Origin of the sequence: Bacteroides sp. D55t1_190419_B8, assembly GCF_015558905.1 — a bacterium.
Taxonomy (GTDB): domain Bacteria; phylum Bacteroidota; class Bacteroidia; order Bacteroidales; family Bacteroidaceae; genus Bacteroides; species Bacteroides vicugnae.
The window spans coordinates 395,313-421,965 of record NZ_JADMOU010000001.1; the positions used below are offsets into that span (position 1 = coordinate 395,313).

At 43.6% G+C, this 26,653-nt stretch carries 16 protein-coding genes; 6 read left to right on the forward strand and 10 right to left on the reverse strand.

What is annotated here, in order from left to right:
- Complete coding sequence (locus I2I13_RS01320) at nucleotides 1-1,200, reverse strand: glycoside hydrolase family 88 protein (protein ID WP_148366417.1); 1,200 nt, start codon at nucleotides 1,198-1,200, stop codon at nucleotides 1-3.
- 302 nt (nucleotides 1,201-1,502) lie between these two features.
- On the opposite strand from I2I13_RS01320, the gene I2I13_RS01325 reads away from it, so the two are divergent.
- From I2I13_RS01325 to I2I13_RS01335, 3 genes are all read left to right on the forward strand, one after another.
- On the forward strand, nucleotides 1,503-2,906 hold the full coding sequence (locus I2I13_RS01325; protein ID WP_074636950.1) for a PTS galactitol transporter subunit IIC: 1,404 nt from the start codon (nucleotides 1,503-1,505) through the stop codon (nucleotides 2,904-2,906).
- 24 nt (nucleotides 2,907-2,930) lie between these two features.
- Nucleotides 2,931-3,851, forward strand: coding sequence for a 5-dehydro-4-deoxy-D-glucuronate isomerase (gene kduI, locus I2I13_RS01330; protein WP_148366599.1), 921 nt, complete (start codon nucleotides 2,931-2,933; stop codon nucleotides 3,849-3,851).
- A 267-nt stretch (nucleotides 3,852-4,118) separates the two neighbouring features.
- Complete coding sequence (locus I2I13_RS01335) at nucleotides 4,119-5,636, forward strand: MFS transporter (RefSeq protein WP_195648542.1); 1,518 nt, start codon at nucleotides 4,119-4,121, stop codon at nucleotides 5,634-5,636.
- 394 nt (nucleotides 5,637-6,030) lie between these two features.
- Here I2I13_RS01335 and I2I13_RS01340 read toward each other — a convergent pair whose 3' ends face one another.
- The 5 genes from I2I13_RS01340 to I2I13_RS01360 all read right to left on the reverse strand — a co-directional run bounded on the left by I2I13_RS01340 (nucleotide 6,031) and on the right by I2I13_RS01360 (nucleotide 14,275).
- Nucleotides 6,031-9,522 carry an AAA domain-containing protein gene (locus I2I13_RS01340; RefSeq protein WP_195648543.1) on the reverse strand — a complete coding sequence of 1,164 codons (3,492 nt, stop codon included), beginning with the start codon at nucleotides 9,520-9,522 and terminating at the stop codon, nucleotides 6,031-6,033.
- Nucleotides 9,485-10,321 (reverse strand): twin-arginine translocase subunit TatC, encoded by an 837-nt coding sequence (gene tatC / locus I2I13_RS01345; RefSeq protein ID WP_167511837.1) that lies wholly within the window; start codon nucleotides 10,319-10,321, stop codon nucleotides 9,485-9,487. The genes I2I13_RS01340 and tatC overlap by 38 nt, the downstream gene beginning before the upstream one ends.
- Nucleotides 10,322-10,332: 11 nt before the next feature.
- A complete protein-coding gene (locus I2I13_RS01350) occupies nucleotides 10,333-10,551 on the reverse strand; it encodes a twin-arginine translocase TatA/TatE family subunit (protein WP_117934729.1) in 219 nt (72 codons plus the stop codon).
- A 188-nt stretch (nucleotides 10,552-10,739) separates the two neighbouring features.
- The gene (locus I2I13_RS01355; RefSeq protein ID WP_195648544.1) at nucleotides 10,740-13,280 is read right to left on the reverse strand and encodes a bifunctional UDP-N-acetylmuramoyl-tripeptide:D-alanyl-D-alanine ligase/alanine racemase; all 2,541 of its coding nucleotides are present in this window, start codon (nucleotides 13,278-13,280) and stop codon (nucleotides 10,740-10,742) included.
- Complete coding sequence (locus tag I2I13_RS01360) at nucleotides 13,256-14,275, reverse strand: GSCFA domain-containing protein (protein WP_229128545.1); 1,020 nt, start codon at nucleotides 14,273-14,275, stop codon at nucleotides 13,256-13,258. The genes I2I13_RS01355 and I2I13_RS01360 overlap by 25 nt, the downstream gene beginning before the upstream one ends.
- Nucleotides 14,276-14,442: 167 nt before the next feature.
- Here I2I13_RS01360 and dxs point away from each other — a divergent pair, with 167 nt between their 5' ends.
- The 3 genes from dxs (at nucleotide 14,443) to I2I13_RS01375 (ending at nucleotide 19,240) form a co-directional block, all read left to right on the forward strand.
- Entirely contained in the window at nucleotides 14,443-16,347 is a 1,905-nt protein-coding gene (gene dxs, locus I2I13_RS01365) for a 1-deoxy-D-xylulose-5-phosphate synthase (protein WP_195648545.1), read from the forward strand.
- Nucleotide 16,348: 1 nt separating this feature from the next.
- Nucleotides 16,349-17,689 (forward strand): Trk system potassium transporter TrkA, encoded by a 1,341-nt coding sequence (gene trkA, locus I2I13_RS01370; protein WP_009000401.1) that lies wholly within the window; start codon nucleotides 16,349-16,351, stop codon nucleotides 17,687-17,689.
- A gap of 99 nt (nucleotides 17,690-17,788) precedes the next feature.
- A complete protein-coding gene (locus I2I13_RS01375) occupies nucleotides 17,789-19,240 on the forward strand; it encodes a TrkH family potassium uptake protein (RefSeq protein WP_195648546.1) in 1,452 nt (483 codons plus the stop codon).
- 133 nt (nucleotides 19,241-19,373) lie between these two features.
- Here I2I13_RS01375 and I2I13_RS01380 read toward each other — a convergent pair whose 3' ends face one another.
- The 4 genes from I2I13_RS01380 to I2I13_RS01395 form a co-directional block, all read right to left on the reverse strand.
- Nucleotides 19,374-20,759, reverse strand: coding sequence for an SGNH/GDSL hydrolase family protein (locus I2I13_RS01380; RefSeq protein ID WP_195648547.1), 1,386 nt, complete (start codon nucleotides 20,757-20,759; stop codon nucleotides 19,374-19,376).
- A gap of 68 nt (nucleotides 20,760-20,827) precedes the next feature.
- Nucleotides 20,828-21,961, reverse strand: a complete 1,134-nt coding sequence (locus tag I2I13_RS01385) for a glycoside hydrolase family 130 protein (protein ID WP_195648548.1) — start codon at nucleotides 21,959-21,961, stop codon at nucleotides 20,828-20,830.
- A 171-nt stretch (nucleotides 21,962-22,132) separates the two neighbouring features.
- Nucleotides 22,133-24,289, reverse strand: a complete 2,157-nt coding sequence (locus I2I13_RS01390) for a GH92 family glycosyl hydrolase (protein WP_195648549.1) — start codon at nucleotides 24,287-24,289, stop codon at nucleotides 22,133-22,135.
- Between the two features lie 23 nt (nucleotides 24,290-24,312).
- Nucleotides 24,313-26,595, reverse strand: coding sequence for a GH92 family glycosyl hydrolase (locus tag I2I13_RS01395; RefSeq protein ID WP_195648550.1), 2,283 nt, complete (start codon nucleotides 26,593-26,595; stop codon nucleotides 24,313-24,315).
- Between the last annotated feature and the right edge of the window lie 58 nt (nucleotides 26,596-26,653).

Genomic DNA, 26,653 nt, shown 5'->3' on the forward strand with positions numbered 1-26,653 from the left:
TTACTTTTGTAAACGTTCATATTCCAAGCTAGCCATAATAAAAGGTCCTACGGCTTTAGGATCGTTATTGCGGATAGTTTCATTTATATAATAGTCATAATCGCCGGAACGGTACACTTTTCCTCCCAATCCTGCTACTGCGCAAGCTTTGGTGATGGTTACCAATCCATTTTTGTCCACTTCGATAAAATTATCGAGAAATCCCTTATAACCTTTCAGCGCTACATCCAGATAAGATTTATCAATATATCCCAGACGGACTGCCTTAAAGAGCGAATAAACGAACATAGCAGAGCAGGAAGATTCCACATAATTTCCCTTGTCCCCACTCCTGTCCATTACCTGATACCATCCTCCTGTCTTCGGGTCTTGAAGTTTCTTCACCTGCACAGCCACATTATTCAGGATATCCAGCAGGGAATCTCTTCCGGCTTCATGCAGCGGAATAAATTCAAGTGCATCTACCAATGCCATTGCATACCATCCCATAGCACGTCCCCAAGTATGTTTCGACTGTCCGGTTACCGGATCTGCCCAACGTTCGGTACGACTTACATCACACGCATGGCGATAAAGACCGTTCTTAGGGTCATACGTATGCCGCGCACAGGTGATAAATTGGTTGATAACATCTGCATAGTCCTGCGGAAGATTATTACGGAAGGCATATTCGGCATAGAAGGGAGCTCCCATGTAAATTCCGTCCAGCCACATCTGATGAGGATAAATCTTTTTGTGCCAGAAACCACCGTCTTCATTGCGCGGCTGTCCTTCAAACTGGCTATAAAGCAGATCGAGCGCTTTTTTATATTTAGGATTCTTCGTTTGCTCATAGATACGGAAAAGAATTTTTCCGGAGTTGATACGGTCGAGACTATAATCAGTTAATTTGTAAGCGGTAATGCTGCCGTTCCCATGCACCATTGTATCTGCATACGCAATGGCATAATCACGAATTTTCTTGTCACCATAAGCATCATACACATCAAGCATAGCTCCCAATTCCAGTCCGTGGCAATAATCCCACTTCAATTTCGGTTGGAAATCGAGTTGCCAGGATTCCGGGCAACGGATCATTTCCGATTCGGTCATCCGTACAGACCAGGGCAACTTGCCGTCTACCTGTTGCGCCGATACCGGAACGGTCATTGCAATCAGCAGAGCCAATATAAAAAAATTAGAAAAAAGAGTTCGTCTCATGGTTTGTTATTTTAAGGATTAAACATACAAGTCTTTCACGCTACGAAAGTAGTGTTTTTCCTCCAAACCCGATAGGATTTTTTAGTCAAGTAGGTGCATTTTTTGTTTTTCGTGCACGGAAACGACCAATTTTGTGCACGTAAACGTCAAAAATGTCCATTTTTTATGCAATATCTGATAAATTAAGAGTTTCGTTTTGGAAGAAAGCGGAAAAGGTCGTACTTTTGGCACGGTTTACAACTAATACCCTCTGGGGGAAACACAGGTAATTTATCATTAAAACAGAGAAAAAATAGAACAGAATGGAAGAAGTATTCAAGTACATTATCGGTCTTGGAGCGGCAGTGATGATGCCGGTCATTTTCACAATCTTAGGAGTATGTATCGGTATTAAATTCTCTAAAGCGCTGAAAAGCGGTTTATTGGTAGGTGTCGGTTTCGTCGGTTTATCGGTAGTCACAGCGTTGCTTACCAGCAGCCTGGGCCCTGCACTAAGTAAAATGGTAGAAATCTACGGATTGGAACTGGGTATTTTCGACATGGGATGGCCCTCTGCAGCAGCAGTTGCCTACAACACATCTGTCGGTGCTTTTATTATTCCGGTTTGTCTGGGTGTTAATTTGCTGATGTTGCTTACTAAAACAACCCGCACTGTCAACATCGACCTTTGGAACTACTGGCATTTCGCCTTTATCGGAGCGATCGTTTATTTTGCTTCCGACAATATCTTCTGGGGATTTTTCGCTGCAATCATCTGCTACATCATTACACTAGTAATGGCGGATATGACTGCTCCCGCTTTCCAAAAGTTCTATGATAAAATGGAGGGTATCTCTATTCCACAGCCTTTCTGCCAAAGTTTTGTTCCGTTTGCTATTGTAATCAACAAACTACTTGATAAAATTCCGGGATTCGACAAACTGAATATCGATTCTGAAGGTATGAAAAAGAAATTCGGATTGATGGGTGAACCGTTGTTTCTGGGTATAGTCATCGGTTGCGGTATCGGAGCACTGGGTTGTGCCAGTTGGAAAGAAGTATTGGACAGTATTCCGGGGATTTTAGGATTAGGAATCAAGATGGGTGCGGTGATGGAGTTGATTCCACGTATCACCAGCCTTTTCATCGAAGGTTTGAAACCGATTTCTGACGCTACCCGTGAGTTGATCGCTAAAAAATATAAGAATAACACCGGTTTGAGCATCGGTATGAGTCCTGCATTGGTAATCGGTCATCCGACTACGTTGGTGGTATCTTTGCTTTTGATCCCTGTAACGATCTTCCTGGCTGTTATCCTTCCGGGCAACCGTTTCTTACCGTTGGCTTCTCTGGCAGGTATGTTCTACTTATTCCCGATGATTCTGCCTATTACAAAAGGTAACGTAGTGAAATCATTCATTATCGGTCTGGTAGCTTTAACAGTCGGACTGTATTTCGTCACAGGACTGGCAGGTTTCTTCACGCTGGCTGCCAAAGATGTATATGCTGCAACGGGTGACCCGACAGTGAATATTCCCGCCGGTTTCGAAGGTGGAGCACTCGATTTCGCTTCCAGCCTCTTCTGCTGGGGTATCTTTCACTTGACTTACAGTCTGAAGATTATCGGTCCGGCTATCCTTGTCGCGCTGGCACTCGGTATGGCTGTTTACAACCGTATCCGCATGACCCGGAATGACGCGAAAAATGCATCAACCAATAAAGAATAATATAAATCCTATAAAGAAAAGATGATGAAAAAATTAGCAATTGCAATGATGTTGGGTATCGCAGCGATGTCTGCTTCTGCCCAGGTGAATTACAAGATGCAAGTGGCTTGCAGTCCGCAAGACGTGAAAACGTATGATACAAACCGCTTGCGTAGTAGCTTCCTGATGGAAAAAGTAATGGTTCCGAATGAAATTAACCTTACTTATTCGATGTACGACCGTCTGATCTTTGGCGGTGCAGTACCTGCAACCAAAGAACTGGTTCTGGAAACAATCGATCCGCTGAAAGCTAAATTTTTCCTCGAACGCCGTGAACTGGGTGTTATCAACATCGGTGGCGAAGGTATTGTAACTGTAGACGGTAAAGAATACACGCTGAAATTCAAAGATGCCTTGTACGTAGGTAGAGGCAAGCAGAAAGTGACTTTCAAGAGCAAAGATTCCAGCAATCCTGCCAAGTTCTACATCAACTCGGCGACTGCTCACAAAGAGTACAAAACTCAATTGATCACTATTGACGGACGCAAAGGCTCCCTGAAAGCTAATTCATTCGCTGCCGGAAAGATGGAAGAAAGTAATGACCGCGTTATCAACCAGTTGATTGTCAACAATGTACTTGAAGAAGGTCCTTGCCAATTGCAGATGGGATTGACGGAATTGAAACCGGGTAGCGTATGGAACACGATGCCGGCACACACTCACTCCCGTCGTGTGGAAGCATACTTCTATTTCAACGTACCGGAGGGCAATGCTATCTGCCACTTCATGGGCGAACCTCAAGAAGAACGTATCGTATGGATGCAGAACGAGCAGGCTATCATGTCACCGGAATGGTCTATCCATGCTGCTGCCGGAACAAGTAACTATATGTTTATTTGGGGTATGGCTGGTGAAAACCTCGACTATGGAGACATGGACAAGATCAAATATACAGAAATGCGCTAACCGTTGCGTATTCCTATTCATACATATAATCAATGATCCGAAAAACTTCATTCTTTTCTCTTGCAGGAGAAAGGGGTGAAGTTTTCCGGATTTTACATATTCTTCCCCCAAAGAACAAACACTTCGTTACCTATTATATAATAAGATGTAACAAAATCCATATATAATGCAACGAATAATACATGATTTTGACCAATTTTTACAAATAAAATTCAGTCGAAATGCCGACCTTTGTCAACGAAACAAAATCTATTTAAATCCATTATCATGAATGCATTTCAAAAAACAGGCGAAAAGATGACAAACTACAGGTGGACCATCTGTGCTATGCTATTTTTTGCTACTACAGTTAACTATCTCGACCGTCAGGTTCTCTCATTGACGTGGGACGAATTTATCAAACCGGAATTCCACTGGGACGAATCTCACTACGGTACTATTACTTCTGTTTTCTCCATTGTATACGCTATATGTATGCTGTTTGCCGGTCGCTTTGTCGATTGGATGGGAACTAAAAAAGGATTTTTATGGGCCATCGGTGTCTGGTCGGCAGGTGCTTGTCTTCATGCCGTTTGTGGCGTTATCACAGAAGCACAGGTAGGTCTGCATAGCGCAGCAGAACTGGCAGGTGCCACAGGAGATGTGGTAGTCACCATTGCTACTGTCAGTATGTACTGCTTCCTTGCTGCCCGCTGTATCCTCGCTTTGGGAGAAGCCGGTAACTTCCCCGCTGCAATTAAAGTAACTGCAGAGTATTTCCCTAAGAAAGACCGTGCTTACGCTACTTCTATCTTCAACGCCGGTGCTTCTATCGGTGCATTGATCGCTCCTCTTACCATTCCTATTCTAGCAAAAATGTTCGGTTGGGAAATGGCGTTTATCGTAATTGGTGGACTTGGTTTCATCTGGATGGGATTCTGGGTATTCATGTACGATGCTCCGTCGAAAAGCAAACACGTTAACCAGGCAGAGCTTGACTATATCGAACAAGACCAGCGCGAAGCTGGTAGTGCGCCGATGGCAGACGAAAAAGATGAAAAGAGAATGAAATTCTGGCAATGCTTCAGCTACAAGCAGACATGGGCTTTCATCTTTGGTAAGTTTACCACTGACGGCGTATGGTGGTTCTTCCTTTTCTGGACTCCGTCTTACCTGAATACTCAATTCGGTATCAAAACTTCCGATCCACTAGGTATGGCATTGATTTTTACGCTTTATGCAGTAACAATGTTGTCTATCTACGGTGGTAAATTGCCTACTATCTTTATCAACAAAACAGGTATGAATCCGTATGCAGCCCGTATGAAAGCGATGTTGATTTTCGCCTTCTTCCCATTGGTTGTATTGTTGGCACAGCCGTTAGGCACGGTTTCTCCATGGTTCCCGGTTATTTTGATCGGTATCGGTGGCGCTGCTCACCAGTCCTGGTCGGCTAATATCTTCTCTACTGTAGGTGATATGTTCCCAAGAACAGCTATCGCAAGTATCACTGGTATTGGTGGTATGGCAGGTGGTTTCGGCTCCATGATTCTTCAGAAAGTAGCAGGTAACTTATTCGTATATGCTTCCGGAACAACGATGGTTGACGGTAAAGAAGTCGAAATGACGAAAGAGTTGCTGGAACAGGGAGCGCAATTCGTACACCCGGCCATGACATTCATGGGCTTTGAAGGTAAACCGGCCGGATATTTCATTATTTTCTGCGTGTGTGCAGTAGCTTACTTGTTGGGTTGGATCATCATGAAAGCATTAGTTCCGAAATACAAACCTATCGTATTGGATTAATTCCATATCAATAGATACTATCCATAAAAACAAAAGAGTAATCCGTCGCCGGATTACTCTTTTGTTTTTTAACCAATTATTCAAAAAATGAAAAAAATAAAAAAGCCTCTTCTCACGAAGAAGGCTTTTTAGGTTTACTTATCCTGCATCATCCTCCTGCAAAATATTTAAACGTAACACTTAAAACAGTGTTTTTGCATTCCTATAATGAAGTATAGTAAACGTTAAGATGAAAAAAAGGGAAGTCTCACGACTTCCACAATTCTTCTAACCTTAAATCTAAATCTCTATGAAAAAAACGTGTTGCAAATATAGGCGTTTGTTCAATATAGAGGTGTTAATGAATTGCATAAAGAGAGAATAAAAACTAACATCTGCAAAATGATGCAATTTTTCAGGAGCCTTCTATTAATTTTAATAAACTTTTGTAGAGTGGATTACGTTCCAAGAGTTCGGGAACTCCTGTGATGAACATCTGTTTCCTCGCACGGGTTAAGGCAACATTCAGTTTCCGGTCAATCAAAACACCCTCTTCTTCCGTCAGATTGGATAGAAATTTTAATTGATAAGGGTAGTTGACACAGAAGGAATAGATTATTACATCACGCTCGCTTCCCTGAAACCGCTCCACGGTGTCAACCAGAATGCGATTCAGAACCGGAATACCTACTGATTCTATTTCTTTTTTTATCAATGCTATCTGACTCCGATAAGGAGTAATGATTCCTAAGGTACGGGATTCGTCAAAATCCGACTGATGGTGTTCATAAATGCGAACGGCTAAATCTGCAACGATACGTGCTTCCGAATAGTTGATTTTGGCAGACGCTCCTGCTTTCTCCGGCACAGAAGGATAAAAGGCTAAACGGCAGATCGTGTCCGAGTCCTCTATTTGATGAGGTAGTCCGACAGGAATCAGACGACCTCCGTAAAAAGTACGATTGGCGAATAAGGCAACCTCCGGATGCATACGTCCCTGACGACAAAGCATATCATAGGAACGCTGAATAGCGGACGATGAACAGGCTGCCGTACAGCTCCGGTAAAGACGTTCAAACAAAGAATCTTTCAGATTACTCAACCCGATAGACAGTAATGATTCATCATAGATTGCCGCCTGTTCGGTGTTTTGCTGAACAACGGCAGGCAGTTGCTTATGATCTCCAATCAATACAAACTTATCAATTGCATTTTTCCCGTCTTCTCCACGGGCACAAAGAATACCCAGTAACTGCGGCTCCAATATTTGAGTAGCCTCATCAATGATAGCCACATCAAAGTGTTTCAGACGAAACAGTTCCGGTTTACCGGAAATAGCCGCTACGGTCCCCACGATAACCCGGCAATTCCGAATACGCTCGTAGACCTCTGAACGACGGTTGCAAGAAGATAACTCATTTTCAATCAGATGCTCGCGATAGGCTTCATCACAGGATAATTCGCTTCCCACCCGGATAAAATCAACTGCCGGGGCAATGGAAGCCAACGACTTGCATATCTCATCAACCGCCCGGTTGGTATAGGAAAGCAAAAGAATCTGCGCATCCTTGTCTGCATGAAAGGTTTCTACCATTTTCTTCAAGGCGCACGAAGTCTTGCCCGTTCCCGGAGGTCCGATAAGAAGGAAATAATCCTGTGCGGCTTTTGCTTTCAAAGCAACTCGTGCAAAATCATCCTTCGAAGAGGAAATGAGAGAATCCAATGATTCATCAAACCTCGGAGAACGCTGCGATAACAACAAATCCCGACGTTCCTGTGCGGCGGAAAGATAGGCATACAAGCCCTGATACATGGAACGGAATGTAGTATCCATGATATCATGTTCTATCGCATAGAGGCTTTCGGCAGGAAGCACGGATGGATTCTGCTGGGTAGCACGCAAACGAATACCAATTTCATTTTCTGTCAGGTATTCAATATTACCTTTGAAAACCATTTTATTGGTGACATTATCTGCATCGCAATTCCGTTCATAAAGGATAATAGCATCTCCTTGACGGAAATTAGGAAGAAAAGTTTCACTTTCAAGAGCTCTATTTCCGATTATCTTACTTTCAGAGACTTCATTTTCAGTAATATCACTTCCGGTAGTCCCATTTACGGGGATCTTATTTGTCAAAGCATCCCCTGCTTTTTTCTTTTGAAAAAAAGAAAAAGTAAGTCCGGCTTTATGTTCATCAGCAGCATGATTCTCCTTTATTTTCAAATCATAAATGATTTCTCCGGCCTCACATTTCTCCGCCAACGTAGAGAGCCACAAAGAAGCTGCCCCTGTACGTCCTTCATAATCTACGTCACCGGATTTTGAGGTATAAAGTTCCTTTGTTATAAAGTTGTACACCGCATAGAAGTAATTCTTTTCCAATGAGGAAAGAGCTTTCAGCTTCGATTGGAAGTTATCAATAGAAGGACGCAGGTATGTTTCCCAGAAACGCCCTTTCAAGCCTCGTTCATTCAAGGTGGAAGCATTGATTTCTTCCAGTTTTTGTGACGTATACTCCAAGCTGTTTCGTAATTGGATGCCATATTCATCAGCTACAATCCGGTTACGCAAATCAATTACCCGGCGTACCATCGCCCACGAAGGACGGGAAGGGTAAAGAAGCGGATAGCGGGTATAAAGTAAATAAGCCTTCACTTTCCGGTGATCCATTCCCATCGAATATTGCAATACCGCCTGATAAAGCAACATCTGTACCTTATTATTCTCTTTCGGTTCTACCTTGCCCCGGATAGCATACTCGTCCGCTTTACCGGATTTCATTTCGATGAAAGAAGACATATCCCGCTGCATATAGTCAAGACGTCCCTGAAGTCCGAGTGCCTCACAGATATAAGATGGTTCGAGCACGGCATCTGTTTTGTCAAGCTCATAGCCGGCTGCATGAAAGGTGTCATTTACTGTTTCACGAATATGATCGAAGTGCAATTTGCAGTCTTCAAAGAATTGGCGTTCTTTCTCCTTGTCTCGTAAATCGGAACAGGCGGCCAGTTCAATAGGATAACGCCGGAAGGCTTTCTGCATACAGGTACGATAGTCTATCTCTTCGCTCTTTGCATGAATCCATTCGTCCAGAAAAAGGTTGGCTATATTTCCCAATAATAAAGGACGGGCATTTTCGATCGGTTGAAGACGGGAAAGAAAATAGTTGGCCGGATGGTGTCCGTAGTCACGGAAACACTCGGCAAGGGAACTGATGTCGAGCAAGTAATCCGGTTCGAGTACGATAAAAGAAGGGGTCAGGATTCCAGCTTCATCGATGGCTACATCCAATAAGTTGACTTGCGCATGACGCCAAAGCAGCTTGCACGTTTCTGCAAACTCTTCATTGATCTGGGGAACATTATAACGGACAAGGTATGGTTGCTCCGAAACTTCCTCCAAGGGAGTCACATACAGATATTGTTCGTCGGCATACTGGAAACAGACACGCATCCGCTGTACCCGTTCGCGGGCAGGAGGCGCAACCAAATAGGTGGCATCCGCACGGGGAAGCAACCGATATAGTTTCGGAGGAATATCTTCTTCCAAGAGTTTACGGATAAAGAAAGCCAGAGTTTTCGCATCCCGCAAGAGTTGTTCCCGATTGGGCTCTTGTTGACGGTTCAGGATAGCATTTGAAGTTAACCGGAAGGTATGCAGCCGATTCTGCTCGGCAACAGAAAGACCCACCTTAGCCGACACAAAACTAATTCGTGCGGAAAGATCGGTCATCTGTAAACTTTCGTTTTGCATTTGCGCGCGACAAATGCGTTCCAGCAAGTCACGCATTTGCTTATATCCTACGGCAAGGTAGGCGTCTTCTGCCCGGCAAACTGCTAAAAGTAATTCATAAGATTCTATCGCTTCACTCTTCGGACAGGGCAACGTCATCTCCAGCTTCATCTTCTACTTCCTCTTCGGTTTTCTTCTTGTCTTTTATCATCAAAATACTCATCTCGTACAACAGATAAAGTGGAATAGCTACGACACTTAAAGTGAAAGGGTCGCCTGTCGGAGTAATAATAGCTGCTGCTATCACGATAACAACCACCGCATGACGGCGGTATTTCCGCAGGAAGGACTTGTTCACCACTCCCATCAAAGAAAGCAGCCATGTAACCAATGGAAGTTCAAAAGCCAATCCCATGCAGAGAATCAGCATCATAAAATTATCTATATAGGAATTGAGTGACAAGATATTCTCCACTTCCGAGCTCAACTGATAAGTAGACAGGAAACGAAGTGTCAATGGATAAACCATAAAGTACCCCAGCAGAACACCGATGAAGAACATCAGCGTTCCAATAGTCAATGCTTTACGTACTCCTTTTCTCTCATTCGGATAAAGAGCGGGATTAATGAAACGCCATATTTCAAAGAAGAGATAAGGCATAGCTGTCACAACCGACATCCAGAATGCTGTCGACATGTGAATAAAAAATGGAGCAGCCAAGTTGATATTGACTAGCTTCACATAAAACTGTTGTGTAAAAAAATCATCGGTCAAATCAAATGTCTTCCCGATATGCCGTAATAAATCGTAGAATATGAAATCATTGTGGCAAGGTGCCAATATCACATGATCGAAAAGATAGGGCATAGCAATGAAGTAGCCTACCGCCAAAACAAACCAAATTCCGATCACCCGAAAAAGTACCTTACGCAGTTCATCCAAATGATCCCAAAAGGTCATTTCTGCCATCCGTACTTGCTTTACTTACCTGTGTCGGCAGGTTTATCCAGATCTTCTTTTGCCTTGTTTATTTCATCTTTTGCTTCGTTCACACCGTCTTTGAAGCTCTTCACGCCTTTGCCTAATCCGCGCATCAGTTCAGGTATTTTCTTTCCACCAAAAAGAAGAAGGATAACCAAAGCGATAATAATCCATTCGGACCCACTAGGCAAAAAGCCTAACAATAATAAGTTTGTCATAAGTTTATTTGATAAAGAGGTTTTTAATAGTTGCTGCAAATATAATCATTTTCACTACAGGTTACATGGATTAACACAGATTTTTATTCACCACAGAGGACACAGAGGGCACAGAGTCCTTTTTTTATGATACGCTGTCAGTATCTGATTTGTATCTTTGAAAAAAACTCCGTGTCCTCTGTGGTGAATTAATCCTGATAATATACCCGTTTCACCCGTGTCGATATACTTGTCAGCACTTCATAAGGGATCGTATCCAGCTTATCGGACAACACCGTAATCGGCAGATCATCACCGAAAATGATGGCCTGATCGCCTTCCCGACAGTCAATGTCCGTTACATCTATCATGCACACATCCATGCAGATATTACCCACATAAGGGGCTTTCTTTCCGTTCACCAGGCAATAGGCATTGCCACGTCCCAAATGACGGTTTAATCCATCCGCATAGCCGATAGGAATAGCTGCAATACGTGAAAGGCGTACCAGATGTCCCATCCGGCTATATCCCACCGTATCTTCCTGGGGAACATCCCGGATTTGAAGAATGGTAGTCTTGAGCGTGCTCACATTATGTATAATCGAATTGTCTATCGGGCTAACTCCATAAAGTCCGATTCCCAAACGTACCATATCAAACTGTGCATCGGGGAAACGTTCGATTCCTGCCGTATTGCAGATGTGACGGAGAATCTTGTGAGAGAAAGCGGCTTGCAATTCCTGCGAACCTTTCTCGAACAATTCAATCTGTTCACGGGTGAAAGCGTCGAACTGCGACGAATCACTTCCTACAAAATGAGAGAATACCGAACGGGGGATCACTGCACTCTGATTCTTCAGACGACGAATGAGCAATGGTATATCCTCTACCGCAAAGCCCAAGCGATGCATACCTGTATCCAGTTTCACATGAATCGGGAAGTTGGTGATTCCTTCTTTTTCTGCCGCTTTGATGAGCGCATCGAGCAGATGGAAATTATAGACTTCCGGTTCCAACTTATAATCGAACATGGTTTTAAATGCTGTAAGCTCCGGATCCATGATTATAATAGAGGCGGTAATACCTGCTTTGCGAAGTTCGGAACCTTCGTCAGCCACCGCCACAGCCAGATAATCGACATGGTGTTCCTGCAAGCTCTTGGCTATTTCGTACGAACCGGCTCCGTAAGCGGATGCTTTCACCATACAGATTACTTTTGTTTCCGGATGGCGAAGCATGGAACGGTAATGGTTCAGATTGGCGACCATCGCTCCGAGATTTACTTCAAGGATGGTTTCATGTACCTTCAATTCAAGCTCTTCGGATACCAAATCAAAGTTGAACACGCGCGAACCTTTTACCAGAATTACTTCCGAATGAAGTGATTTGAGTATGCCGGACGTAAGAAGTGCTTCTGTGTTGGGAAAGAAGTAGCGTTCGAGATCATCATCAAAACGAGCGGAACAGGAGGATATTTCCTGCCCTACACCAATCAGTTTATTTATTCCTTTACTCTGCACCAGCTGTGCCACACGCCGGTAGAGCGTAGCGGTACTTTGTCCGGTTTCTAGTATATCCGACAGGATCAGTGTCCGCTTCAAGCCTTTCTTTTCGGAACGGCGTACCAGAAAGTCGAGTGCAATATCCAACGATGCCAGGTCTGAATTATAACTATCATTAATCAATACGCAGTTATTCTTTCCTTCTTTCACTTCCAGACGCATGGCAATCGGTTCGAGACGGGCCATCCGTTCGGTGATCTGGTCGGCAGGCGTCATCAGGTAAAGACAAGCTGCCAGGCAATTCAGCACGTTTTCGATGGAAGCGTCATCGATGAAAGGAATACAGAATGTATTATCCATTTCCAGATAACGATAGGATATAACGGTATGATCTTCTTTCTTGATTACACGGCTGATATACAACGGACGTTCAATATCCTTACAGCTCCAGGCTATTTCACGTGCGGTCAGCATTGATTTTGCGACACAATTACTGATTAATTCGTTATCACCGTTGTAAATCACTACATCGCAGTCTTTGAAAAGCGTCAACTTCTCCATACACTTCTCTTGCAATGAGAAGAAGTTTTCCTGATGGGCACCGCCGATATTGGTCAGAATACCAATGGTAGGCTTTATCATTCGTTTCAAGGCTCCCATCTCTCCCATTTCAGAGATGCCGGCTTCAAAAATACCCAGTTCTGCTTCTTCTGAAAGCTGCCATACAGAAAGAGGAACTCCGATCTGCGAATTATAGCTACGCGGAGAACGGACGATACAACGATCCGGACTAAGTAACTGGTGCAACCACTCTTTCACAATGGTTTTTCCATTGCTTCCGGTGATACCGATCACAGGGATTTTAAATTTATCACGATGCGCTTCGGCAAGCTTCTGCAAAGCTTTCAGAGGATTGGGAACGATAAGGAAATTGAGAGTTGAGAGTTGAGAATTGAGAATTGGCTGCGCATCATCATCCTGCCCAGATTTCTCCATTTTCAAATCTCCATTCTCAATTAATTTAAAGTCTTCTTCTGTTATTACAAAATTGCGTACGCCCCGGTCGTATAATTCGGGGATATAACGGACTCCGCTATTTCGTTTGGTAGTTAAAGCAAAAAAGAGAGTTTCTTCCGGAAAACTCAAAGAGCGGCTGTCTGTTAACAGCCAATCAATAGTCGCTTTATGTTTGCCTATACGGCGGGCACCGATACTTTGGGCTATGGATTCAATCGCATATGACATAGTTCTGTTTCTTTTTGAAAATCTAAGTACGGGTATTTTCCGATAAGTCGTTCTATTTTTAACACTATTTGTCCTAAAAAGCGTTGATACGCCTCTGACTCGGGGTGAAAGGGTTTATGTGCCAAGTCACGGCGGATGTCTTGCACTGCCATGATAACCTGCTTTGTTTCAGTGGAAAAGAAGGTTTCGGAGAAGCGCTCCCACAGGTAACGAATCGCCAGAGGAGACGGATGCAGCATATCGTCAGCATAGAAGCGATAATCACGCAATTCGTCCAATATGATCTCATAAGAGGGGAAGTAGAACACTCGTTCCGGGAACAGTTGCTGCAACCGGTCGATGGCGAGCAACAAGGTAGATTTGCTTAATTGGTTGGCGTGCATCCCGTCGCGTATATGACGGATCGGGCTGACTGTAAACAGCCATTTTAATTTCGGGTTCCGGGCGGCCATTTCGGTGATGAGTGCTGTATAATCTTCTACAATTTCTTCAACAGTAAGCCGGTAACGTAAGAAGTGGTTTTCCGGCAGTTGATGGCAGTTGGCTACCACTTGTCCACTCTCTTTTTGTTTATAGACGTAGGCAGTGCCCAGAGTTACCATTAGCCAGTTCAATTCCGGCAGTCTTTGATGGGCGTGATGAAGACGGGCATTTATGGTATGCAATGTTTCTTCGGGCGTAAAAGCTGAAAAAGAGCCGTGATGCATCGGACTATGCCATAAGTCTTTGTAGGCAAACAAATCCTGACTGGTATATTCTTTATTTCCTATAATCTCTCTCAAAGCGGATGAGATGGACAAAGGATTATAAAGGATACCAAAAGGATTCAGATCCAGCTGAAACCCGGCATTTGTTAATTGTCTCCCGATATTTTCCGCAAAACAGGAGCCCATCAGAAGAATACGATCTGCATGACTGACAGGCGGCATCCCGGCAGGCAATTCTACAGATGTTTGAAAGTTCATACGATTTTCCATCATTTCATTACGTTTCATATGCAAAAGTAATCAAAAAACAATTTCCTACCTCTTTTTCCTCACGATTCAATAATCTTAGGGGGTACGGAAAAACAGATACGTCTCTATGCCGAATAAGATTTTATAAAAAAAAGGAGGCCGAATATACTTTCTTTTCGTATTTTTGCACTAAATTTCCTCGAATCATGAAGAATGAACCGATATATAACTTGCTAAACACTATCAATTATCCTGAAGACCTGCGAAAACTAGACGTGGAGCAACTGCCGGAGGTATGTAGTGAACTAAGGCAAGACATTATTAAAGAACTCTGCTGCAACCCGGGGCATTTTGCTGCCAGTCTGGGAACAGTGGAGCTGACCGTAGCTTTACACTACGTCTACAATACACCTTATGACCGTATTGTATGGGACGTGGGACATCAGGCATACGGCCACAAAATACTGACAGGACGCCGTGAAGCCTTTTCTACGAACAGGAAACTCGGAGGAATCCGCCCTTTCCCGTCTCCGGAAGAAAGCGAATATGATACTTTCACGTGCGGACATGCTTCCAATTCTATTTCTGCAGCTCTCGGTATGGCTGTCGCAGCCGCCAGAAAAGGAGATGCCAAACGCCATGTAGTAGCCATCATAGGCGACGGTTCCATGAGTGGCGGACTGGCTTTCGAAGGACTGAACAATGCATCCGCCACGTCGAACAACCTGCTCATTATCCTGAATGACAATGACATGGCTATTGACCGTAGTGTAGGAGGCATGAAGCAGTATCTCTTTAATCTGACAACTTCCAACCGCTATAATCAGCTACGTTTCAAGCTCTCGCGCATGCTGTTCAAGCTCGGCATCCTAAACGAAGAACGTCGCAAAGCGCTCATACGTTTCGGGAGCAGCCTGAAATCAATGGCTGCACAGCAACAGAATATTTTCGAAGGGATGAATATCCGTTACTTCGGTCCGATAGACGGACACGACGTAAAGAATCTGGCAAGAGTATTGCGCGACATCAAAGATATGCAAGGACCTAAAATCCTGCATCTGCATACTATCAAAGGAAAAGGATTCGGACCGGCAGAGAAGCACGCTACCGAATGGCATGCTCCCGGCAAGTTCGATCCCGTCACCGGCGAACGTTTCATTGCCAACACAGAAGGAATGCCTCCGCTTTTCCAGGATGTATTCGGAAATACATTGGTAGAGCTTGCCGAAGCCAATCCGAAGATTGTCGGTGTCACTCCCGCCATGCCTAGCGGTTGTTCGATGAATATACTGATGGAGAAAATGCCCAAACGCGCGTTTGATGTAGGCATTGCCGAAGGACATGCGGTTACTTTCTCCGGTGGAATGGCCAAAGACGGATTGCAACCATTCTGCAATATCTATTCTTCTTTTATGCAACGGGCGCATGATAATATCATTCATGACGTAGCGATTCAGAATCTCCCTGTTGTTTTGTGCCTCGACCGCGCCGGACTGGTTGGCGAAGACGGTCCCACTCATCACGGAGCTTTTGATATGGCGTGTTTACGTCCGATCCCCAATCTGACGATCAGTTCGCCCATGGACGAACATGAATTACGTCGCCTGATGTATACGGCACAATTGCCGGACAAGGGTCCGTTCGTGATCCGTTATCCTCGCGGACGCGGTGTATTAGTGGATTGGAAGTGTCCGCTGGAAGAGATTCCGGTGGGAAAAGGACGAAAACTGAAAGAAGGTAACGACCTTGCGGTTATCACTATCGGACCGATAGGAAACATAGCCGCCCGTGCCATCACCCGGGCAGAAGCTGATTTCGGTCTGTCTATCGCCCATTACGATTTGCGTTTCCTAAAACCACTGGACGAAGAGCTGTTACATGAGGTAGGACGTAAATTTCAACGTGTGCTGACTATCGAAGACGGGATTATCAAAGGCGGAATGGGTAGTGCTATCCTTGAATTTATGGCAGACAACGAATACAAACCAACCGTGAAGCGTATCGGTATCCCTAATATATTTGTAGAGCATGGTTCAGTGGCCGAACTATATCAACTGTGCGGCATGGATGAAGAAGGGATTCTGACTAAAATAAAAGAATTTATCAATTGACATGAAGATTATTATTGCCGGTGCCGGCAACGTAGGCACCCATTTGGCCAAGCTGTTATCGCGCGAGAAGCAAGATATCATCTTGATGGATGATGACGAAGAGAAACTAAGTGCTCTTAGTGCCAATTTTGACTTGCTGACTGTTGCCGCTTCTCCTTCTTCCATCTCCGGATTGAAAGAAGTGGGCGTCAAAGAAGCCGACCTGTTTATCGCAGTCACACCGGACGAAAGCCGTAACATGACCGCCTGTATGCTGGCTACCAATCTGGGAGCTAAAAAGACAGTGGCACGTATCGACAATTACGAATATCTTCTGCCCAAAAATAAAGAGTTTTTCCAGAAGCTGGGAGTAGATTCTCTGATTTACCCGGAAATGCTGGCTGCCAAAGAAATCGTATCTTCGATGCGTATGAGCTGGGTACGCCAATGGTGGGAGTTCTGTGGAGGTTCTCTGGTTCTGATTGGTACGAAGATGCGCGAAAAGGCTGAAATCCTGAATATACCGCTGCATCAGCTAGGCGGTCCTAATATACCTTATCACGTAGTAGCCATCAAACGCGGAACGGAGACGATTATTCCCCGTGGAGACGATGTCGTTAAATTGCATGATATTGTTTATTTCACCACTACCCGCAAGTATATTCCTTATATTCGTAAGATAGCCGGCAAGGAAGATTATGCCGACGTACGCAATGTGATGATTATGGGAGGAAGCCGCATCGCAGTCCGTACCGCACAATATGTGCCGGACTATATGCAGGTGAAAATAGTAGATAATGACCTGAACCGTTGTAACCGCCTGACAGAGTTACTGGATGATAAGACAATGATTATCAACGGAGATGGTCGCGACATGGATTTGCTCATCGAAGAGGGACTAAAGAATACCGAAGCATTTGTAGCTCTGACCGGTAACTCGGAAACAAATATTCTAGCCTGTCTCGCCGCTAAACGTATGGGAGTGGAAAAGACGGTGGCAGAAGTAGAGAATATCGACTATATCGGTATGGCGGAAAGTCTTGACATCGGTACTGTTATCAATAAAAAAATGATTGCTGCCAGCCATATCTACCAAATGATGTTGGATGCCGACGTGTCTAATGTGAAATGTCTTACTTTTGCCAATGCGGACGTTGCTGAATTCACTGTACCGGAAGGTGCTAAAATCACCAAACACCTGATTAAAGACCTGGGACTCCCGAAGGGTACTACCATCGGAGGAATGATCCGCAACGGAGAAGGTATCTTGGTGACGGGTGATACACAAATCCGTCCCGGCGACCATGTAGTCGTATTCTGTTTGAGTATGATGATTAAAAAGATTGAGAAGTTCTTTAATTAAGTATTAAGTATCAGGTATTAAGTATTAACCGTGGCAATCCATTTTCACCGACTAATACTTAATACCTGATACTTAATACCTGATACTTAATACTAGTTTATGATTAATTCAAAGATGATATTCCGGATTCTGGGCTTTCTGCTTCTGATAGAAACAGCGATGCTGTTATGTTGTGGAGCGGTCTCTCTTTTTTATAAAGAGAATGACTTGCAGAGTTTCCTGATTTCATCTGCTGTCACAGCCTGTATCGGCGTTCTGTTGCTTGCCGTCGGGAAAGACGCAGTGAAATCCTTGAATCGTCGCGATGGATATGTCATCGTCAGCGCAGCATGGGTTACCTTTTCCCTTTTCGGAATGTTACCTTATTATATAGGAGGATATATTCCCAATGTTACAGATGCTTTTTTTGAAACGATGTCCGGATTTAGCAGTACGGGGGCCACTATTCTGAATAATATAGAGTCGATGCCCCACGGAATACTTTTCTGGCGGGCTATGACGCAATGGATAGGTGGTTTGGGTATTGTATTCTTCACCATTGCCGTTCTGCCGATTTTCGGTGTGGGCGGAATTCAGGTATTCGCAGCAGAAGCCAGTGGACCTACTCATGACAAAGTGCATCCCCGCATTGGCATCACCGCTAAATGGATTTGGGGTATTTATGCCGGAATGACGGGAACACTGATTATTTTATTAATAGGTGGTGGCATGAGTATATTCGATAGTATATGTCATGCTTTTGCAACGACCAGTACCGGTGGGTTCTCTACCAAACAGGCCAGCATTGAATATTACCATTCACCTTACATAGACTATGTAATTTCCATTTTCATGTTCCTTTCAGGAATTAACTTCACATTGCTACTGTTGATGTTTAATGGGAAAATTAAGAAGTTCCTACATGATGCGGAACTGAAGTTCTACTTTATTTGTGTTTCATTCTTCACTCTATTCATTGCTGTCTGGCTCCATCAGACTACTTCTATGGGAGTAGAGGAGGCATTCCGGAAATCGCTTTTCCAAGTGATTTCATTGCAAACTTCTACGGGATTCGTCACAGCTGACTATATGCTTTGGCCTTCCATCCTTTGGGGCTGCCTCGTCATTGTGATGATTATCGGAGCTTGTGCCGGCAGTACAACAGGGGGGATCAAGTGTATTCGTATGGTTATTCTGTTTCAAGTAGTGAAAAATGAATTCAAACATATTCTTCACCCTAACGCCATACTCCCGGTGCGGGTAAATAAGCAAGTTATTTCCCCTTCCATCCAGTCTACTGTATTGGCTTTCACCTTTTTGTATGTAGTTATTGTTATCATCAGTGTTCTTGTCATGATGGGCTTAGGAGTCGGTTTTCTGGAATCAATAGGAACCGTAATCTCAAGCATAGGTAATATGGGACCAGGCCTCGGCACATGTGGTCCGGCTTTCTCATGGAGTGCATTGCCCGATGCTGCCAAATGGCTGCTTTCTTTCTTAATGCTCTTGGGACGCTTGGAATTATTTACTGTATTATTGCTTTTCACTTCCGACTTCTGGAAGAAGAATTAAAAACTCAAATTCTCAACAATACTTATCCCTATGAGAAAAAAATACTCATACCTATGAGAATATATTTCCATTGGTATGAGTATTTTTTCTCATTACGATGAGTATTCTATCGTATTTCTACGTCATTATCGCATCATATCTTTCTAAGTAAAATCTTTCTTACTACAGGTTTATTAACCTCATAAATCTTATTGATAAGAACTTCCATTTCCTGCTCACGAGCTTCACGGACAGGATCCAACATCATCTTTGAATACATATCGCGACGTCCTTTCAACCAGACATTCTTATCCACGTTTTCATCCATTATCTCAATTGCTTTTCTATCATTAGCGAACAACAATCCCTGCTGCTGGAAAAAGCCAAATTGACACCATGCATACTCTCTGAATGTTCTTTCAATCTCCCAACGATATTCATTCAGGTGCATCACTGTCAATGCCTGTTGATATTGAGGAGTTTTGGATTCGGCAGCTAGATTAATGCCTTTTGCCAAGTCGTCGTCTCCACTCCATATTCCAATTTCTTCCTCATCAATCAACAATTTATAATCACCTTTCAGACCTGTTACTTTCAGAACCTCACGATTCATTTCATCCATAAAAGGAATGACTTTCGTAGCTTCTGCCTGACCTTTTTTTTGTCCCCATCCACGGGCAATCGTATCCAAAGGATAAGGAAGAGCTTCTGCCAGATAGTCAAAGCTCAAATCTTTCCCGTTCTTCTTGATATTTGAGACTGTACAATTCTCTGCTTTAACTGCCTGTTTCTTATTAGCATTTATCTCCATTTCTGCTACTTCTTTACCCACAAATCCTTGTGCTTTCAGGAAAAGGTAAGCCATCACCATGTGTCCGTCATTATCCGGATGAATACGGTCGCTGCCACAAAGCGTAAATGCCGGATCTTTCTGTTGGTTTTGTTGATTCAAAGCAACCATAGGAGCATTCAAATCCGTAAATTCCCAATTGTTCTTAGCTGCAGATTCTTTCTGGTATTCAACGATACGTTTGATAGTTTCGTTCTTTGTTTTGAACGGTACATTCTCTTTCAATTGCACGGTTTCATCATAAGGGGAAGTTCCGACCATCACAATACGGGTATCAGGAAGATCTTTGAAACGCTTCTCCATTTGCTGATAGTTCTTGATACTTTCCTGATATTTCTGTTCACCGAATTCTTTGGGATTATCCCCGTTATATTCAAAATATCCGGAGTCATTCATACCAAAAGTAACCATCAATACAGAGGGTTTCATTGGGAAAATATCTCCATCCAAGCGTTTGTTCATATCGTATGCCGTATCTCCGCCAATACCACCGTTCAATATGCGGAGAGGCATATTCGGAAAACGAGTCATATAATACAACCAGATATACGAATGGTAATGACCGCCATCCGTGATACTGTTTCCTAAAAATACTGCTCTTTCACCCTCTTTAAAAGGTTTCACAGTTTGAGCAAAGGCAGTAGTATATGTCATACAAACTGCCGCAATCAATACAAAAATCTTTTTCATGTCTTAATATTTTTTACAAATACAAATGCCAAACAGAAAGATTATGATCTTCTTCATGAACATTTTCTTTATTTTTTGAGAGAATCGTATACAGCAACTGCCACGCGAGAATCAGCACAGCCATAATAGAGGAACCACTTCTGGTTGTGGAATACAAGTCCCTCGATAAATACCGTTCCGGCAGGGTATTGTCCGCTTTTCTCAAAGTCTGATTCGGGAGTATAGAACGGTTTATCCAGACGATCGATTAGTTTGGTAGGGTCTTTACTATCAAACAGGGCTTGTCCGGCACAATAGGAATTCGCTGTATAAAGCGTATCCCCCTCTGCACCCGATTTGTTTTTACCGTTATAAAACAACAGGATTCCTTTATCTGTCAGGATAGCAGGAGGACCACATTCGGTCAGGTCACTGTCGAATTTACCCGGACGGGGTATCATGACTTTCAGGAATTCGCCGTTTTCATCCAACATTGGTTCCCAGTTGGCGAGGTCTGTGGAGGTAGCTACATTGACAAACTTTTCTCCCCAATACATCCAGTATTTCCCATCTATTTGAGCGATCACTTGTTTGCCGTCAACTAATTTAGTCAGGATAGAGGCAGACTTTGAGAATTCATCCAGAAATCTTCCATTATAGGCTTTGGCAAAAGCAGGTCCGTGTTTTTCCCAAGTTTGGAGGTCACGTGAGGTGGCCACTGCCAAACGTGCCTGTTTACGATTCCATTGTGTGTAATGCATTACATAGAGTCCGTCTTCTGTTACGGCAACGCGCGGGTCTTCGCAACCACCCGGATTCTCGAGTTCTTTCTGACTATCGTCTGCCGGATAAAATACGGGAACAGACATTCGTTGGAAATGGATTCCGTCATCGGAAGAAGCGTATCCTAAACGGGAAGTACGTGAACCGATACCGGTTGCCGAATTATCTTCAGCCCGATAGAGCACTACAACTTTTCCATCATAAACGGTGGCAGCCGGATTGAATGTATCGCTCGCCTCCCATGCCACTGAATCCTGCCTCATCGGACAATAGAAAATAGCAGTAGTATCAGGTGAGATAATTGGATTAACGCCTTCCGGACGCTGGAAGTCCGCCCACGCCCAATCCGGAAATTCGGCTGTTTGTTTCTTCTCGCCGCATGAAGTAACGAATGCGGCAGCCATCAGTAGATAAGCTATGCTCTGTAGTTTTCTTTTCATTCTTACGTTGTTTGATTAATATGTCTTCATAATTAGTTTTCATAATAAAATAGGCACGGATTACACAGATTAACGCTGTTGCTTTACATACCCATCATTCTAAAAACCGTGAAATCCGTGTAATCCGTGCCTAATCTTTTTGCAAAATTATTACCAACCTGCTTTATTTCTTTAAGGGAAAGAGGGAGGCACCACTTTAGTTCCCCATTTTACATCGGGTTTGGCCGAGGTAGCAAAATCAATAGTCCCACCATTATTAAGTTGATCCCAATCTATCCATGTACTATCATACGGTTTGCCATTCAACTTCATGGATTTGATATAGATATTCTTTTCCGAACCGCCTTTTATCACTATATCTCCTTTCTTCAGATGAACTTTCACCGATGAAAAGATTGGTGTATTTACAGTAAAGCCTCCTATTCCCGGTATTTCGGGATAAAGACCGATACAGGCAAACACATACCAGGCACCCATCGTACCTAAATCATCATTACCCGGCAGACCGTCAATTTTACTTGAATACTGTTCATTCAATACACGGTTGATAATTTCCTGTGCTTTGTAGGGAGTTCCCACCCAGTTGTATATCCAGGGGATATGGAAACTCGGTTCATTGCCGGAAGCAAACCAGGCATCATTGTAGCCGGCATCCAGACGGGTGAAGAATTCGTCCAAACGTTTCTCTGCCGCGGCTTTTCCACCGATTATTTCAATCAGACCGGCAATATCGTAAGGCACCATCCAGAAATAATTCTTATAGGTCGATTCACGGAAGTCTTCAGTCAGAGGTTTCCACGAACCATCCGGATTACGTGATTGCAACCAGCCGGTTTCCGGATTGTACAGATTCTTCCATGAACGGGCAAAATGAAAATAACGCCAACTTGCAAATTCATCTCCTACGGCGTGCAATGCAAACTGTCCGATGGCAAAATCCGCAGAAGTATATTCCAACTGAATGGAAGCATTATAATATCCTTTATCCAAATACTGTTTCAATCCCGGACGCGCCTCCACATTCTGCGACATTGCTCCCGGTTCTTCGGCTCCCTTTCTCATTATTTTGAAGATCGGCTTCGGATCATAATTACGGGCACCAAAAGCATAGGCATTAGAGATCAGGATAGGAGTCGGATCTCCTTGCATCACTCCGGTTTCAATATTCGCCATGACCCAACGTGGATAAGCGCCGCCAGCTTCTTCAGCAAATAGTTGGTGAGAAATCACAATATCAGAAGCTACTTCGGGATCGAGCATCGACAATAATTGAATCTGTGTGCGATAGGTATCCCAGTTGCTGAAAGAGGTATAGTGTTTAGAACGGGACTTATGCACCTTGAAATCAGCTCCCATATACTCTCCGTTCACATCACTGCATACATTCGGGTGAATGAACGAACGATACAAATGGGTATAAAATTGAGTGGTCCGGTCCGGATTAGTGCCCCCTACTTCGATTTTACCCAAGTAGTCATTCCATTTGGATTCTACCTGGTTTTGAATCTGTAAGAAGTCCCATCCGGTATTCTCTGCTTTCAGATTCTCACGTGCATTTTCTACGGAAACATAAGAAACACCAATCTTATACTGGATATTTTTCTTCTTGCTTACATCAAAAGTAAAGTAGACTCCGGAATATTCTCCCTCGGCAAAAGTGGTGTTCGGTTTCAGTTCATCTCTTTTCCAGGTTCCCGATTCCAAGGCATCGGCATCAAATTCTGCAACGAAATAGACTTTATACGGTGTACGCAGACCGCAGAAATTGCCACCCTCCGCATAACCTTCACACTTATTCGGTGCAGTGATTACAACGGCTGCCTGCTCGATCGGAGTGGCGGAAATACCTCCACCGATAATGACCGTACCATATTGTTGATCTGCCGGATATTCATAATTCGCCATACCGGTTCTTTCGGTCACAGTCAGTTTGGCTTTGATATCTTCCTGCACCATTGCCTCATAATAACCTGCGTGTCCTTTTTCTTCAGAGATATTGATACGATAGTTGAGAATGTTGTCCGGAGACATCTTCAGTTTGCCTTTTACCGGAAAAGTAGGGAAGTTGCCCATGTGTTCGCAACCGCCGCCACTCAATTGGTTGATGACGAATCCTGAACGTTTGGAAAAGTAAGAAGGGGTGAACTGCACCATTCCATAAGGATAGGTGGCTCCGGGATAAAGATATCCCGAAGTCAGACCAACGCCTTTTGTACCTATCAGTGTATTCACCTGACGGGCATAATTGCTCCCGGCATTCTGTGCCAGGAGGCTCCCCCACCCTCCAATCAATACCAATAATAAACCTGTTAAAACTTTATTTTTCATACTGCATTTCGTTGTTTCTTTTCTTATTCTTTCGACAGAGAGAAAGGAGCGGCATATTTTGACGTGCATCTTTCTTTATTCGGTTGCCCTCCCATTTCAAAACGGAGCGTACCACCGTCTGCTATGTCGTCATATTTAATGAAATTCTTGTCCAATACACGTCCATTCAAAGTAGCAGACTGGATATAGACATTCTCTTTATTGTTGTTATTTGCTTCGATCACAAACTTATTTCCGTTTTCCAGCGTTATGGTAGCCTTTTTAAATAGTGGACTGCCAATCACATATTCATCCGTACCCGGACAAACGGCATATATACCTAATGAACTCAATATATACCAAGATGACATACCGCCTTGATCTTCATCACCCGGATATCCTCTTTCTGTTGAATTATAGAGTCTTTCAACAATCTGGCGTACCCAATACTGTGTTTTCCATGGCTGTCCGGCATAGCTATACAAGTAAGGCATGTGCTGAATCGGCTGATTGCCATGTGCATACTGTCCCATCCCTGCCAATTCCATTTCTTTCATTTCATGGATCACTCCTCCGTATGTTCCCGGCTTGATAGTGCTGGGCAGGGTAAACACTGAATCTATTTTGGTAGTAAACTTCTCATCGCTTCCGAACAAGTTGATTAATCCTTCGGTATCATGGAATACCGACCAGGTATAATGCCAAGCATTGCCCTCACAGAAAGGTCCGCCCCATTCCAGCGGGTCAAACGGTTCCTGCCATTTGCCATCGACTCCTTTTCCACGCATAAAGCCGATGGATGGATCGAATACATTCTTATAGTTGTACATCTGACGAGCAAAAACTTCCTGATAGTGTTTGTTTCCGACCATTTTTGCCAGCTGGTAGCCACAGAAGTCATCATAAGCATATTCCATGGTCTGGGCACTCGATCCCATTGATTCCGGATAAGGAACATATCCCAGTTCAAAATATTCTTTCCAGAAGCCGCGTCCGTTGGCTCCTCCCCAAGGACCTTTGTTCATCGCTTCGTGTGCGTATGCTTTCAATGCTTTTTCCGGGTCGAAGGTACGGATGCCTTTTGCCCATGCGTCTGCCAATAATGAGATGGAGTGATTACCCAACATTCCTCCCGTTTCTCCGGGAGCCGACCAGGATGGTAGCCACCCGCATTGTTCCTGTGCGGCAAGCAAAGCATTCATGTAGCGTCCTTGCATAGTAGGATGAAGAATATTGGTCAGTGGGAACTGTGAACGGAAAGTATCCCAGAATCCATTATCGGTATACATATATCCGTCATATACTTTGCCATCGTAAGGGCTGTAATAATAAGGTTCTCCGTTCGCTTTACGTTCGTAGAATTTACGTGAGAAAAGATTAGCACGGAACAGACATGAATAAAAAGTCTTCATTTGTTCTTCTGTTCCACCCTCTACCTGAATTCTGTTCAGCAGTTCATTCCATGTTTTTTGTCCACGGGCTTTAGTGGTTTCCAGATTGGAGTCTTTACCCAGTTCATTGTTCAAAGTAATCACAGCCTGTTCTGCACTGATATAGGAAGAGGCTGCCTTAGCATGTACTTTCGAGCCTTTTTTAAACTTGATATAAGCACCATAACCTTTGCCTGCTCCCTCCTGTTTTTTAGAGAAGATTTCATCTTTCTGATTTTCCCATACGCCGTAATCTTCAAATGCTTTATCGAATTGCACAACGAAATAACTGCGGAATGTCTTGGAATTATTTACAAAACGCTGGTTATTCACCCAACCGGATATTTGTCTCTTGGCGGGATCTATTTTGATTTCACTCATATCTGTATATCCGTCGATCACCAGATAGGCATCTCCGGTAGAAGGATAGGAAAAACGCAAATGCACGCCGCGGGTAGTCGGTGCCATTTCGGTGGTAATGCCATTATTCAGTGTTACTTTATAATAATGCGGCTTGGCAATTTCATTGTCATGACTAAATTTCGTCGCCCGTTTATCCTGATTAACAACTAGTTCTCCCACCATCGGCATAAAAGAATATACGGCATAATCACTCATCCACGGGCTGCATTGATGTGACTGGCAGAATCCTCTGATGGCATCTACCGCATACTGATACTTCCAGCCCTCTCCATTCTTTCCGGTTTGTGCAGACCACGTATGCATGGCATAGGGCATACCGGTAGTAGGATATGTATTTCCATAACTTAATCCAAAATGGGAATCAGTGCCCTGTAACGTATTGACGTATTGCACCAAGTCTTTCGTTTGAGCGTATATTCCAGTGGAAATAAAAACTGTTACAATAGAAGTCAATAGATTTTTGATATTTATCATTTGCACGTTATTATATGATAGTTATTTACTTCTTTAAGACGAATAAAAATACAATTAC

Coding starts and splice junctions, on each gene's coding strand:
- I2I13_RS01320 (WP_148366417.1), bottom strand. CDS start 1,200: ATGAGACGAACTCTTTTTTCTAATTTTTTTATATTGGCTCTGCTGATT.
- I2I13_RS01325 (WP_074636950.1), top strand. CDS start 1,503: ATGGAAGAAGTATTCAAGTACATTATCGGTCTTGGAGCGGCAGTGATG.
- kduI (WP_148366599.1), top strand. CDS start 2,931: ATGAAAAAATTAGCAATTGCAATGATGTTGGGTATCGCAGCGATGTCT.
- I2I13_RS01335 (WP_195648542.1), top strand. CDS start 4,119: ATGAATGCATTTCAAAAAACAGGCGAAAAGATGACAAACTACAGGTGG.
- I2I13_RS01340 (WP_195648543.1), bottom strand. CDS start 9,522: ATGAAGCTGGAGATGACGTTGCCCTGTCCGAAGAGTGAAGCGATAGAA.
- tatC (WP_167511837.1), bottom strand. CDS start 10,321: ATGGCAGAAATGACCTTTTGGGATCATTTGGATGAACTGCGTAAGGTA.
- I2I13_RS01350 (WP_117934729.1), bottom strand. CDS start 10,551: ATGACAAACTTATTATTGTTAGGCTTTTTGCCTAGTGGGTCCGAATGG.
- I2I13_RS01355 (WP_195648544.1), bottom strand. CDS start 13,280: ATGTCATATGCGATTGAATCCATAGCCCAAAGTATCGGTGCCCGCCGT.
- I2I13_RS01360 (WP_229128545.1), bottom strand. CDS start 14,275: ATGAAACGTAATGAAATGATGGAAAATCGTATGAACTTTCAAACATCT.
- dxs (WP_195648545.1), top strand. CDS start 14,443: ATGAAGAATGAACCGATATATAACTTGCTAAACACTATCAATTATCCT.
- trkA (WP_009000401.1), top strand. CDS start 16,349: ATGAAGATTATTATTGCCGGTGCCGGCAACGTAGGCACCCATTTGGCC.
- I2I13_RS01375 (WP_195648546.1), top strand. CDS start 17,789: ATGATTAATTCAAAGATGATATTCCGGATTCTGGGCTTTCTGCTTCTG.
- I2I13_RS01380 (WP_195648547.1), bottom strand. CDS start 20,759: ATGAAAAAGATTTTTGTATTGATTGCGGCAGTTTGTATGACATATACT.
- I2I13_RS01385 (WP_195648548.1), bottom strand. CDS start 21,961: ATGAAAAGAAAACTACAGAGCATAGCTTATCTACTGATGGCTGCCGCA.
- I2I13_RS01390 (WP_195648549.1), bottom strand. CDS start 24,289: ATGAAAAATAAAGTTTTAACAGGTTTATTATTGGTATTGATTGGAGGG.
- I2I13_RS01395 (WP_195648550.1), bottom strand. CDS start 26,595: ATGATAAATATCAAAAATCTATTGACTTCTATTGTAACAGTTTTTATT.